The following is a 12,645-nucleotide window of genomic DNA, read 5'->3' as shown; positions in this document are numbered from 1 at the left end:
GGCGCATTCGGCCAGCCGATCCCGGATATAGCGGTCATAGGCGTCGGACAGGGCCTGCACATAGGCCACGCCGACCCGGCCATCGGCCAGGGCCGCGTCCAACAGCGCCTTGCCTTCCACCAAAACAGCCGCGCTCTGCGGCCTTTCGGCCTTGTCGTTCACGAAAGACTCCCGAAATACGGAACAAAGAACCGGGAAGGGCCATCCTCTCGGACGCCCTTCCCGGAGTGTTTCACAGTGCCGCCGCAGCGGCCTCGTGCCGTTCGGCCCTTTCGGACCAAACCGGCTATACGGCCGCGTTGCCCGTTTCGCCGGTGCGGATGCGGATGACCTCGTCGATGGTGGAGACGAAGATCTTTCCGTCGCCCACCTCGCCGGTCTGGGCGGCGGCCTGGATGGTCTTGATGACCTCGGCGGCCACGCCGTCCTCCACGATGAGCTCCATCTTGACCTTGGGCACGAAATCGACCTGATACTCGGCCCCGCGATAGACCTCGGTGTGGCCGCGCTGGCGGCCGAAGCCCTTGACCTCGGAGACGGTCATGCCCTTGATGCCGATGCTCGTGAGCTTTTCCTTGATCTCGTCCAGCTTGTAGGGCCGGGTGATGACTTCGATCTTCTTCATGGCGCGCTCCTTAGGCTTCCTCAGTTAGAGCTGATAGCCGACTTCGCTGTGCTGGCTGACGTCGAGGCCCTTGTTCTCGTCGTCTTCGCTTACCCGAATACCGACCAGCACGTCCACGACCTTGAAGAGGATCAGCGACATGACGAAGCAGAACGCCCAGGTGGCGACCACGGAGAGGAACTGGATCCACAGCTGCTCGGGATTGCCGTAGAACAGGCCGTCGGCGCCGAGCTCGTTGACGGCCTTGGTGGCGAAAAGGCCGGTGCACAGGGCGCCGAAGGTGCCGCCGAGGCCGTGGATGCCGACCACGTCCAGGGAGTCGTCGTACTTGAAGACGCCCTTGACGAGCACGCCGCCGTAGCACAGGGCGCCGCCCACGAGGCCCATGAGGATGGCCGGCATGGGCTCGACGAAGCCGGCGGCCGGCGTGATGACGACGAGGCCGGCCACGGCGCCGGAAGCCATGCCGAGCGTGGTGGGCTTGCCGCGATGCAGCCACTCCACCACGATCCAGCCCACGGCGGCGGCGGCGGCGGCCAGGTGGGTGGTGACGAAGGCCGAGGCGGCCAGGCCGTTGGCGGCCAGGGCGCTGCCGGCGTTGAAGCCGAACCAGCCGAACCAGAGCAGCCCAGCGCCGAGGATGGTCAGGGGCAGGTTGTGCGGAATGAAGGCCTGCTTGCCGTAGCCGTGACGGCGGCCCAGGTAGAGCGCGGCGGCCAGGGCGGACGCGCCGGAGCTCATGTGGACGACCGCGCCGCCGGCGAAGTCGAGCGCGCCCATCTTGCCCATCCAGCCCCCGCCCCAGACCCAGTGGGCCATGGGACAGTAGACCAGGACCAGCCACAGGCAGGTGAAGAGCAGGAAGCCGGAAAACTTGATGCGCTCGGCGAAAGCGCCGGTGATGAGCGCCGGGGTGATGACGGCGAACATGCACTGGAAGATCATGAAGGCCAGGTGCGGGATGTTGTCCACGCCTTCCTTGGCCGCCGTGCCGACGTCCTTGAGGAACATGAAGTCGAGGTTGCCGATGAAGCCGCCGATGTCCCCGCCGAAGGCCAGGGAATAGCCGATCACGGCCCAGAGGATGCTGACGGTGCCGAGCAGGATGTTGGAGTGCATGAGCGTGCCGAGGATGTTCTTGCCCCGGACCATGCCGCCGTAAAACAGAGCCAAGCCCGGGGTCATGAGCATGACCAGGGCCGCCGAAATGAGCACGAATGCGGTATCAGCCGCGTTCATGTGTTTCCCCCTCTCTAACGTTTTTGTCGATCGAGCCACTGCCGACGTCGCGTCTCCATCCGCCCGGCCCAGGAAAGGTCCTCTTTTCCAGAGGAAGCCCGCCTCTTGAGCCGTGACGGCGCGACAGAAATTCTCTTTAGGAGAACATTGACATTTTTGCAAGTATAAAATCACCGCCTCCTGCGCCCGCCCCTGGCGAGCCTTGAAATATTGCGATAGATTCAGGCAAAAGCCGTTATCTCCGGAGTCCGCCATGGCCGACAAAAAAGCCAAAATCCTCGTGGTCGAGGACGACCCGGACGTCCGTCAGGCCCTGTCCCTGTGGCTGACCGGCACGGGATACGCGGTCGTCGAGGCCGAAGACGGCCGGGCCGGACTGGCGGTCGTGGCCGATGAAAAGCCCGACGCCGTGCTGCTCGACCTGCGCCTGCCGGTCCTGGACGGCTTCGGCGTCCTGGAGGCCCTGGCCCGCCAGGGCGGCGAGCCGCCGCCGGTCATCGTCATCTCGGGCCAGGACGAGATCGCGGGCGTGGTGCGCGCCTTCCGCATGGGCGCGGCCGACTACCTGCAAAAGCCCGTGGTCAGCTTCGACCTGCTCGGCCACGCCCTGGAGGCGGTGCTCGAGCGCGAGCACCTGTCCCGGGCCGTGCGCCTGGCCGAGACGCGCTACTTCAACCTGGTGCAGAACCTGCCCCTGCTCGTCTTCGTGCTGGACGCCGACGGCGAGCTGGCGTTCATCAACAAGTTCTGCCGCACGCTGCTCGGGCACTCGCGAGGCGAGGCCCTCACCGAGCCGGGCTGGTTCCTCTCGCGCGTGCATCCCGAGGACCGGGAGCGCGTGGCGGCGCTGTTGCGGCGGGACTTCTCGCCCAGGGAGCGGGCCCGCACCGAGGAGTGCCGGTTCGTGCACAAAAACGGGGCCACCATCCACGCCCTGCTCCGGGCCATCCCCGCGGCCCGGCCGGGCCGGGAAGGGGAGGTCGCCTCCATCGAGGGCATCGTGGTGGACATCACGGACCGGGTGGAGCTCGAACGCTTCGTGGTCCAGGAGGAAAAACTCAAGACCCTGGGCGCGATCTCGGCCGAGGTGGCCCACGAGATCCGCAACCCGCTTTTCTCCATCGCCGGCTTCGCCCACCGCCTGCAGGCCCGCCTGCCGGAGAACCGCGAGGCCTCCATCATCCTGGCCGAGGCCCGCCGCCTGGAGGACATCCTCGACCGCATCAGCACGTACCTCCACCCCGTGGACCTGCGGCCGCGCCAGTGCTCCTTAAGCGCCATCGCCACGGCCGCCCTGGAATTCCTGGCCCCGGAATTCTCGGCCCGGGGGGTGACGGCCGAAACAAAGCTGGCCCCGGGGCTGCCGGAGCTGCGCATCGACCCGGACCTGCTCACCCAGGTGGTCACGAGCCTGGTGCGCTTCGCGGCCCGCCATCTGTCCGAGGGCGGCCGCGTGCGGCTGGCCTCGTCGCGCCACGCCCGGTTCGTGCATCTCGACGTGGCCTTCGCCGCCGCGCCCGTGCCCGAACCGGACCTGCTCTTCCTGCCCTTCCAGGAGGGCGAGGAGCGCATGGGCCTGCCGCTGGCCTACCGCATCGTCAAGAACATGGGCGGCTCCCTGACCTTTTCCCAGATCGGCCCGGAGGCCGCCTTCACGGTGCAGCTGCCCCTGGGCCTGCCCGGCGACCCCCTGCCCCCGCCGGGGGACGAGGCGGAGGGCGACGAGGCGGACGACGACGCCGAAAGGACGGGAAGCGCCCGGTGAGGCGCGAGGGCTGGCTGGACCGGCTGGCCGGGCTGCCGCTTCCCGCGGGTCCGGTCATCGTGGACGGCGGGGCCAACAAGGGCAACGTGGCGGCCCGGCTGCTGGAGGCCTTTCCCGGGGCGCGCATCGAGGCCTTCGAGCCCCAGGCCCGGCTGGCCCGGAAACTCGCCAAGCGTTTCGCCGGCGACGCCAGGGTGGCCGTGCACGCCCTGGCCCTGGGCGAAGCGGCGGCGCAACTTCCCCTTCGCGTCATGAACCGGCCGACGCTCTCCTCGCTGCTGCCGCCCACGGGCATCCGCGACAAGTACGCCGGAGAGGCGCTTGCCGTCACGGACACGCCGCGCGTGGCGGTGGCCCGCCTGGACGCGGCGCTCGCCCGGGCCGACGTGATCAAACTCGATCTGCAAGGCTACGAGCTGCCGGCCCTTCGCGGCGCGACCGGGCTTTTGCCCCGCGTCGCGGCCGTCGTGGCCGAGGCGGCGCTCGCCCCCCTCTACGCCGGACAGGCGCTCCTGCCGGAACTGCAGGCGTTCCTGGAAGGATTCGGCTTCAGGCTCGACGGGATGTACGACTTCTTCCGCGACGGGACGGGACGGATCGTTTCCGGGGACGCGCTCTTTCTGCGCCTCTAGAAGACTTCCCGGCCGAGGATCGTTGCCGTGGCCCGCGCGCCGTCCAGATCGACGGCCGCCCGGGGCGGGCGCGGCGCTTCCAGGGCCGCCTCCAGGCGCTCGGCCAGGCGATCGGGAGCGAGTTCCGCCGGATCGAGGAGCCCGAGAAGCCCCATCTCGGCCAGGCGCGCCGCCCGAAGCCGTTGCTCGCGGTTCTGGTCGAAGGGCAGGACCAGCCCCCGGGCCCCCACGGCGAGCAGCGCCATGACGGTATTGTAACCCGCCAGGCTCACCGACAGGTCGCACGCGGCCAGGACGTCCGGAAAGCCCGAGGCGAAGCGCGAAACCCGCGCGTCGGGAAGCGCGGCTGCCGCCGCCTCCAGGGCGGCGAAATCCCCGTCCGGGCAAAACGGCCCGGAAAACACCCGCACCGCCGCCTCGCGAAGGCGCGGCCGTTCGGCGCAGGCGGCGAGCAGCGCGGCCAGCAGCGCCGCGCCCACCTTGCCGCCGCCGACGCTGGCCACCACGAATTCCCGGCCCGGCGCGACGCCGAGCTCCCGACGCACCTCCCCGACCTCGCGGCCCGGCCCCCGGCCCGGGGCCACGTAGCCCGTGTAGCGCACGGGCACGGGAATCTCCGCCGCCCGGGAAAAGGTGGCCCCGAGAGGAAAAAGCCGCGCGTCGGCGTGCACGCACACGCCGTCGAACAGGCTCCCCAATCGGTCGAGCACCCGGGCCTCGTAGCCGGCCTGGTCCTTTTTTTCGACCAGGATGTCGCGCACGCCGCACACCACCCGCCCCCCCCTTCGCCGCACGGCCTCGATGGCCGGAATCAGCTCGAACTCGAAGGCCTTGCGGCCGAAGGGATAGAGCTCCACGAAAAAGACGTCCGGCGAAAACGCGGCCAGGGCCTCGAGCAGGGCCTCCCGCCGCCGCCGCCGCACGGCCTGCAGGGCCTCGCCCGACAGGGACAGCCCGCCGAAGCCGGCGTCCATGGACAGCTCGGGCAGGCGCAGCAGGGTCGCGCCGTCCGGCACGGACGCGGGCGTGCGCGGGCCGCCGACAACGAGCAGGCGCTCGTGGCCGGACAGGGCGGAAACGATCTCCAACGTGCGGAAAAGATGCCCCATGCCGAGGACATGCTGGCAATAGACGGCGATCCTCACGACGCGGCCGGGAGCTCCCCGCCGCACGGGACCTCCACGTCCAGGGCGTCCACGGCCAGGACGCCGTCCTGGCAGACGACGCGCTGGAGCCGGTCCGGGTCGAGGATCCGCGGCTCGCCGGGCAGATAGTCGCGGCCGAGCAGGTGGTAGAGCACGGCCTTGACGACGCCCTGGTGCGTGACGACGAGCACGGTCCTGCCGGCGTTGGCCCGGGCGGCGTCGGCCAGGGCGTGCTCCGCGCGCAGGCGCACCTCCTCGCGAGATTCCCCCTCCGGCGGGGTGAAGCCCCAGCCGGCGGCCTCGGCCCGGCGCAGGGCCTCCTCGGGCACGTCGCGCCAGCGCTTGCCGGTCCACTGGCCGAAGTGCTGTTCGCGAAGCCGCTTGTCCAGCGTGATGGGCAGGCGCAGGCGCAGGTTGAGGATGCCGACCGTGGCCTTGGCCCGGCCGAGGTCGCTGCTCACGATGCGCGAGAGCCCCAGCCGCGACAAGGGCTCGGCCAGCGCGGCGGCGGCGGCCTGTCCGACCGGGGCCAGTTCGCTGTCCCATTGCCCCTGGATGCGCTTTTCCAGGTTCCAGTAGGTGGCGGCGTGCCGCAGAAGGTAGAAGGTCGTGCGTGCCATGCCGGGCATTCCTCTCTCAGACGCGTGACAGGGGCATATTGCAGGAAAACCGCTGGAAAAGCACCCGCCTAGCCGCTCATGAGGCGCAGGAAGTCGTCCATGCCGGCCAGGGCCTCCAGGCAGGCGTCGCGAAGCCCGGGCACGAGCTCCCGGACCTTGTCCGCGTCTTCCGAGGCGGCGGCCGTCTCCAGGTCCGCGGCCAGGGCGCGCATGGTCCCGGCCCCGAACATGGCCGCGTTTCCCTTGAGGGTATGGGCCACGCGCTCGCAGACCCTGAGGTCGCCCTCGCGCAGGGCCTTGTCCATGGCTTCGAGCTGCTCGGGCACGGACACGATGAACTCCCGCCCCACCCGGACCAGGAGTCCGGTCTTGTTGCGGTAGAATTTGAAGAGGTCGGACGTATTCAGAGGGCCGTCCGCGTCGTCCTCGCAACAGCGCAGGGCCGAGGCGCGGCCCCGCTTGGCCAGCACCCGGCGCACCGCCTCGAAAAAGGCCTCCACGTCGATGGGCTTGGCGATGTAGTCGTCGAGCCCGGCGGCCAGGAAACGCTCGCGCTCCTGGTCCATGGCGTAGGCCGAAAGCCCGATCACGGGCAGGGCCGGGTCGATGCCGAGGTGCCCGGCCCGGATGGCCCGGGTGGCGGTGAGGCCGTCCATGACCGGCATCTGGATGTCCATGAGCACCACGTCCACGGACGCGCCGGCCAGGTAGTCCAGGGCGACCCGGCCGTTTTCGGCCGGCACCACCTCGTGGCCGCCGCTTTCCAGGAGGTCGGCCGCGAACACGCGGTTGACCCGGTTGTCCTCGACCAGGAGGATGCGCAGCCGGGGCAGCGTGCCCGCCCGGGGCGCGGCGGCCTCGGCCGGCAGGCGCGGCCGGGATTCGGCCACGACGAAGGGGCACTCGAGCCAGAAGGTGCTGCCCTGGCCGGGTCGGCTTTCCATGTGGACCTCGCCGCCCATGAGCCCGGCCAGGCGACGGCAGATGGCCAGGCCCAGGCCCGTGCCGGCCTGCCGTTTGGTCAGGCCGTCGTCCACCTGGGTGAAGCTGTCGAAAATGGTGCCCTGCTGCTCGGCGGGGATGCCGACGCCGGTATCGGCCACGGCCAGACGCAGCACCACGCGCCGGTCCGAGGCGTCCGGAGCGAAGGTCTCGGCGATGCAGGCGGCGCGCAGGACCACGCCGCCCCGGTCGGTGTACTTGACGGCATTGTTCACGAGGTTTCGCAGCACCTGGCGCAGACGCAGCCCGTCCCCGAGCACGTCGCGAGGCACGTCCCGGGCGACGGCCAGTTCCAGGGACAGGCCCTTTTCGCGGGCCAGGACCTCCTGTTCCTTGAGCACCGCCTCCAGGCAGGCCGGCAGGTCGAAGGACTCGGCCTTGATCTCCATGCGGCCGGCCTCGATCTTGGAATAGTCGAGAATGTCGTTGATGATGGAGAGCAGCGTGGCGGCGGATTCCTCGACCACGGCCAGGCGCTCGCGCTGGCGGGGATCGAGCCGGTCGCCGCGCATGAGCTGGACGTAGCCGAGCACGGCGTTGAGCGGCGTGCGGATCTCGTGGCTCATGTTGGCCAGAAACGCGCCCTTGGCCTGGCTGGCGGCCTCGGCCCGCTCCAGGGCGGAGGCCAGTTCCGCCTCCAGCTTGCGGTCGGCGGTGACGTCGCGCACGATCTCGATCACCCCTTCCACACGGCCGTCGTCGCCGAACAGCGGATAGCAGAAAAGCTCGTCCCAACCGGACTGGGAATTCCCGTCGCCCTTGGCCACCACGCTCGAGGAAACCCGGCCCGTGGCCAGGACCCGCAATGAAGGACAATCGCGGCAGGGAGCTTCCCGGCCGTGAAAGACCTCGTGGCACTTGCGCCCGACGATCTCCCCCTTTCCTCGGCATTGGCCGCGCAAGGCGCGGTTGACCGAAGCCACGACCATCTCCGGCGACAGCACGCACACCCCGTCGTCGACGCCGGAAAGCACGGTGTCGAGAAACCGCTCGCCGGCTCGCAGCCTGGCCCCGGCCCAGTCCCTGTCGGCCCGGGCCTCCGTCAGCTCCTGGCCGAGCCGGGCGATGTCCGCTTCCATCTCCTCGCGCAGGGCGGCCGCGGCGGCCTCGGCCCGACGCCGGTCGGTCACGTCCAGGGCCACCCCGACGATGCCGCGCGGCTTGCCGGTGACCATGTCGTGCTGGACGGATTTGTACAGGCGCAGGATTCGATCCCCGGCGGCCGTGGGCAACTCGGCCTCGTAGACCTGTCGGCCGCCCCGGGCCAGAAGCTGGGCGTCGAGCATCGTGTAGGAGGCATCAACAGAAGGAAAAGCCTCCGTCAGCCGCCGGCCGACAAGCTGCTCGCGCGAAACCGCGACAAGCGCCTCGAAGGCTTGGTTGCAGCCGGCGTAACGCCCTTCTTCGTCCTTGAAAAAGACCGGGACAGGCAGGGAATCGAACAGGTAGCGGGCCGTGTCGGCCTCGGCGCGCAGTTTTTGCTGGGCGAGCCTTCTGGCTGTGACGTCGCGGCCGACGCACTGGTACTCCACCACCCGGCCGGCGCGGTCGAAGATGGCCCGGCAGGTCCAGCGCTGGCGGCGTTCGCGGCCGTCGGGCCGGCGCACGCGGTGCTCGAAGCCCGTGGTCGGCCGCGACGGGGACAGGGCGTCCAGACGCGCCTGGCGCAGGGCCGCGTCTTCTTCCGGGATCTCCGGCTGGAAATTCTGCGCCACGCAGGCCTCGGGCGTGCGGCCGTAGTAGCGGGCGAAGGCGGCATTGGCGAAGATCAGGCGCTGCGCCGGATCGAGGCGGCAGATGAGCTCGGTCTGGTGCTCGACAATGGAGCGGTAGCCGTCCCGGACGCCTCTTTGGCCCAACGGCGTGGCCTCCTCCAGAAAGACGGAGCACGTCCCTTCCAGATGCCGGGGGCCGCCCAGGGCGTCCCGCCGGACGCGCATGGAGCAGAAAAGCCGCGCCGCCTCGCCGTCCAGACCGAAGGCCCGGGTCTCGAAGGCCACGGGCCCGGGTTGGGACAGGGCGCGCACGAGCAGGTCGCGCCGCTCGGCCGCGTCCAGGCGCAGGGGATGGGCCGGGTTCTTGGACTGGCGCAGGAAGTCGGCCACGTCCCGATAGCCGAGGAGCCTGGCCAGGGTCTTGTTGGCGGCCAGGGGACGGCCCGAGAGGTCGAGGCGGAAAAGGCCCTGGGCGGCGTTGTCGTAGAGGTCGCGGTAGCGTTCGGCCCGCTCGCGCAGGGCTCCGCCCTCGGCCTCGGAAAGGACCTGGGACAAGGCGCCGGCCACGTCGGTCCAGGTGAGCAGGCCGACCAGATAGCCGGCGGCGTCGGTGACGGCCAGGCGTCCCGCGCCGGCCCCGTCCATGCCCCGCACGGCCTCGGTCAGGGCCAGCTGGGGCGAGACGGCGGCCACGGGCGCGCGCATGACTGCCTCCATGGGCTCGTCCTTGGCGTCGCCGCCGCCGGCCAGCAGGGCCACGGCGTCGCGGGCCGTGAATACGCCGAGCGGCTTGTCGGCCTCGGCCACCACCACGCCGCCCACGCCCATACGGATCATGCGGTCGAGCACCACCCGCAGCGGCTCGGCCGGGGCGGCCACGACCACGGCCCGGGCCATGGCGCTGGCCACGGAGCGGCCGCAGACTTCGTCGAGCCCGGCGCACAGCCGGGCCACGTGAAACGGGGCCAGGATGCCCACGGCCCGGCCCGTGGCGTCCACCACGGCCAGCCGTCGCGACGGCGCGGCCAGCAGGTGGCGCACGGCGGCCGGCAGGAAATCGGTTTCCGGGGTGACGGCCACGGGTTCCATGAGGTCCCGCACCGAGAGATGGCTGGCCTTGGCCGGGTCCTGGACGAGCACCCGGGTCAGGCCCCGGGTGGTGACCACGCCCAGGGGGCGGCCGGCGTCGAGGACCAGGGCCTCGCCCGAACCGGCGTCGAGAAGGGCCCGGGCGGCGGCGGCGGCGGTCGTCCACAGGCCGAGCGTCAGCGGTGGGGCGGGAGGAAGGTCGCGCAGCAGGGTCTCGCAGAGGTTGCCCATGGTCGTGGCTCCAGACCCTCCCGGCACTGCTCGCACCCCTTCCGGAAAGATCGCATCAATAGTATCGTCTATATTAAAAAGAGATGTTTGTTCCATAGCCGAAAACACCCCGCTTCGGCCAGCGGCAATTTCAGCCCTCCCCGGCCAGGCGGCGCACGACCCCGGCTACCAGGCCGTAGTTGGCCGCCCGGTCGTGCTCGGCGCGCACGTACAGGCTGGCCGCCTCGCCCATGGACCGGCGCAGGCCCTTGTCGGCGACGAGCCGGGCCAGGGCGTCGCGGTAGGCCAGGGCGTCGCCGGGGGGCGTGAGCAGGCCCGTACGGCCGTGCGCCACCACCTCGGGCACGCCGCCGTCGGCCAGGGCGACCACGGGCAGGCCGGCGGCCTGGGCCTCCAGGTAGACCATGCCCAGGGATTCCCGGATGCCGGGAAAAGCGAACAGGTCGCCCGCGCCGAAGACCGCGCCGAGGTCCTCGCGCGCCACGAGCCCGAGAAAGAGGTGCCGGCCCGGCAGCTCCCGCTCGGCCAGCTCGGCCAGGGGGCCGCGCATCTCCCCGTCCCCGGCCACCACCAGGAAAAACGGTCGCCCCGCCCGGGCCACCTCGCCCAGGCGCAAAAAGAGGTAGGCCAGGCTCCTCGACTTGACGTCGTCGCGGAACATGGCCGCCGTGACCACCACCGGCGCGTCGCCCACGTCCCACCGCCGGCGCAGCTCCCGGCGGGCGGCGGCGTCGAAGGCGAAGGCCCCGGGGTCGATGCCCGGGCGCACGTAGGCCACGCGCTCCCCGGGCAGAAGCCGCAGCAGGTTGGCCACGTCCAGGCGACGGTTGGAGAAGACGATCCGGGCGGCCAGCAACGACCGCTTGTTGAGGACGAATCCCAGGCGCGTGGCCAGCCGGCGGCGGGTTTTGGTGGAGTAGACGCCCTGGAAGATCAGGTAGGGGATGCCGAGCCGGGCCGCCACGTAGGGGCCGACCACGTCCGGGGACTTGTAGTAGGCGTGGTAGGTGAGAAAGGCCCGCACGCCCTCCCGGCGCGCGACCTCCAGGGCCTCGCGCCGGGCGGCCAGGGCCTGCGGCCACAGCAGGGGCCGGGCCGAGAGCCAGCGGGAGCGGAAACGTGTGGGCGTGACGCAGGCGAGGCCCTTTTCCTCCAGCACGGCGGCCAGCTCCCGGCCGATGGTGCGGTCGCCCGAGGGCGCGGGGTGGTCCAGGGGCTTAAAGGGCGCGTAAAGGGCGATCTTCACGGCGCGTCCCCGCCGCCGACCGTCCGATCTGGCCCGTCTGGCCCGGCGGCGAAGATCCCGGCCGGCCGGCCGGCCTCGCGGGCGAACACCCCGGCCAGGACACGGGCGTTGGCCGCGCCGTCGAACTCCCGGGCCACCAGCTCCCGGGCCGCGCCGGCGAGGCGCGTCCGCAGGGCCGGATCGCCGAGGAGCCGCTCCAGCGCCCCGGCCAGGGCGGCCGGATCGTCCGGGGAACAGGTCAGCGCCGTCACGCCGTCGCGGGCCAGCTCCGGCAGGGCCGAGACGTCGGTGGCGGCCACGGGCACGCCCATGGCCATGGCCTCGACCAGAACGTTTGGCACGCCGTCGCGGTCGCCGTTTCGCAGCACGCGGCAGCCCAGCACGAAGACGTGGGCCCGGCGATAAAGTTCCAGCACCGCGTCGTGGGGCAGCCCGCCGTGAAAGGTCACGCGGTCGGCGATGCCAAGCCTTCGCGCCTGGGCGGCCAGCGCCTGGCGCTCCTCGCCCGCGCCCACGAGGTCGTAGGTGAAGTCGACGCCCTGCCCGGCCAGCCGGCCCAGGGCGTCCAGCACCGTGTCCAGGCCCTTTTTGGCCGTGAGCCGGGCCACGGTCAGCACGCGCCAGGGCGGCGCGGCCGGCGGCGCGGCCCGGGCGGCGTCGAAATAGGCGAGGTCGATGCCGTGGTACACGGCGTGGACGGGCGTGCCATTGGGGGACAGGCGGCGCAGGTAGGCGGCGTTGGCCTTGGTGCAGGTGACCACGAAGGCGGCCAGGCCGATCTTCTCGGCCAGGCGCTCGGGGACTTGCGTCCAGACGTCCTTGGCGTGGCCGGTAAAGCTCACGGGCAGGTCGCGGATGCAGCCGGCGTAGAGCGCCACCGAGGCCGGCGAATGGGCGAAATGGGCGTGCAGGTGGACGGCCTCGCCCGGAGCGATGGCCCGGCGGCACAGGAACCCGGCCTGGAGCAGGTGCTTGAGGGTGGCCGAGCGGCGCGTGGCGGCCAGGTGGCGCAGCATGCGGGCAAAGGCCCGGGCGTAGCCCTTGGGATGGTCCAGGGCCGCCCGGACGTTTTCGTAAAGAAGCGTCGGCAAGGCCGGCAGGATGCGGTCCGGCAGGTAGGTCACGCCGGCCTTGATGCGGTAGGTGACGGCGTGGCGGGCCGCCTCGCGGGGATCGCGCATGGACACGAGGCGCAGGCGAAACCCCAGGGATTCGAGCAGCGCGATCTCGTTGGCGATGAAGGTTTCGGACAGGCGCGGGTAGCCCTTGAGGACCATGACCAGCACCGGTTTCGCGGCAGCCGCCGTCATCGCGTCTCCTCGATGCCTCCGCCGCC

Annotated in this window: 9 protein-coding genes; 2 read left to right on the top strand and 7 right to left on the bottom strand. The window is 71.1% G+C overall.

Features of this window, described 5'->3' with window-relative positions:
- Positions 1–286: 286 nt before the first annotated feature.
- Both Q1K70_RS00815 and Q1K70_RS00810 read right to left on the bottom strand, forming a co-directional pair.
- A complete protein-coding gene (locus tag Q1K70_RS00815) occupies positions 287–625 on the bottom strand; it encodes a P-II family nitrogen regulator (protein WP_300154399.1) in 339 nt (112 codons plus the stop codon).
- Positions 626–649: 24 nt separating this feature from the next.
- Entirely contained in the window at positions 650–1,864 is a 1,215-nt protein-coding gene (locus Q1K70_RS00810) for an ammonium transporter (protein WP_300154396.1), read from the bottom strand.
- Between the two features lie 253 nt (positions 1,865–2,117).
- Between Q1K70_RS00810 and Q1K70_RS00805 the strand changes: the two genes are divergently transcribed.
- A complete protein-coding gene (locus Q1K70_RS00805) occupies positions 2,118–3,629 on the top strand; it encodes a response regulator (RefSeq protein WP_300154393.1) in 1,512 nt (503 codons plus the stop codon).
- Positions 3,626–4,261 (top strand): FkbM family methyltransferase, encoded by a 636-nt coding sequence (locus Q1K70_RS00800; RefSeq protein WP_300154391.1) that lies wholly within the window; start codon positions 3,626–3,628, stop codon positions 4,259–4,261. The genes Q1K70_RS00805 and Q1K70_RS00800 overlap by 4 nt, the downstream gene beginning before the upstream one ends.
- On the opposite strand, the gene Q1K70_RS00795 is transcribed toward Q1K70_RS00800, so the two are convergent.
- The 5 genes from Q1K70_RS00795 to Q1K70_RS00775 all read right to left on the bottom strand — a co-directional run bounded on the left by Q1K70_RS00795 (position 4,258) and on the right by Q1K70_RS00775 (position 12,619).
- A complete protein-coding gene (locus Q1K70_RS00795; protein ID WP_300154388.1) occupies positions 4,258–5,406 on the bottom strand; it encodes a glycosyltransferase in 1,149 nt (382 codons plus the stop codon). The two genes, Q1K70_RS00800 and Q1K70_RS00795, sit on opposite strands and share 4 nt — an antisense overlap.
- A complete protein-coding gene (locus Q1K70_RS00790) occupies positions 5,403–6,026 on the bottom strand; it encodes a histidine phosphatase family protein (RefSeq protein ID WP_300154385.1) in 624 nt (207 codons plus the stop codon). Before Q1K70_RS00790 ends, Q1K70_RS00795 begins: the two co-directional genes overlap by 4 nt.
- Before the next feature lie 68 nt (positions 6,027–6,094).
- A complete protein-coding gene (locus tag Q1K70_RS00785; protein ID WP_300154382.1) occupies positions 6,095–10,063 on the bottom strand; it encodes a PAS domain-containing protein in 3,969 nt (1,322 codons plus the stop codon).
- A gap of 130 nt (positions 10,064–10,193) precedes the next feature.
- Positions 10,194–11,309 carry a glycosyltransferase family 4 protein gene (locus tag Q1K70_RS00780; protein ID WP_300154379.1) on the bottom strand — a complete coding sequence of 372 codons (1,116 nt, stop codon included), beginning with the start codon at positions 11,307–11,309 and terminating at the stop codon, positions 10,194–10,196.
- Positions 11,306–12,619 carry a glycosyltransferase family 4 protein gene (locus tag Q1K70_RS00775; RefSeq protein WP_300154376.1) on the bottom strand — a complete coding sequence of 438 codons (1,314 nt, stop codon included), beginning with the start codon at positions 12,617–12,619 and terminating at the stop codon, positions 11,306–11,308. Before Q1K70_RS00775 ends, Q1K70_RS00780 begins: the two co-directional genes overlap by 4 nt.
- Positions 12,620–12,645 lie beyond the last annotated feature (26 nt).

The sequence above is a fragment of the Solidesulfovibrio sp. genome (genome assembly GCF_029978005.1).
Classification (GTDB): domain Bacteria; phylum Desulfobacterota; class Desulfovibrionia; order Desulfovibrionales; family Desulfovibrionaceae; genus Solidesulfovibrio.
The sequence above is the reverse complement of the archived record's forward strand: the minus strand, read 5'-3'. Positions and strand labels throughout refer to the sequence as shown.

Coding starts and splice junctions, on each gene's coding strand:
- Q1K70_RS00790 (WP_300154385.1), bottom strand. CDS start 6,026: ATGGCACGCACGACCTTCTACCTTCTGCGGCACGCCGCCACCTACTGG.
- Q1K70_RS00775 (WP_300154376.1), bottom strand. CDS start 12,619: ATGACGGCGGCTGCCGCGAAACCGGTGCTGGTCATGGTCCTCAAGGGC.
- Q1K70_RS00810 (WP_300154396.1), bottom strand. CDS start 1,864: ATGAACGCGGCTGATACCGCATTCGTGCTCATTTCGGCGGCCCTGGTC.
- Q1K70_RS00805 (WP_300154393.1), top strand. CDS start 2,118: ATGGCCGACAAAAAAGCCAAAATCCTCGTGGTCGAGGACGACCCGGAC.
- Q1K70_RS00785 (WP_300154382.1), bottom strand. CDS start 10,063: ATGGGCAACCTCTGCGAGACCCTGCTGCGCGACCTTCCTCCCGCCCCA.
- Q1K70_RS00815 (WP_300154399.1), bottom strand. CDS start 625: ATGAAGAAGATCGAAGTCATCACCCGGCCCTACAAGCTGGACGAGATC.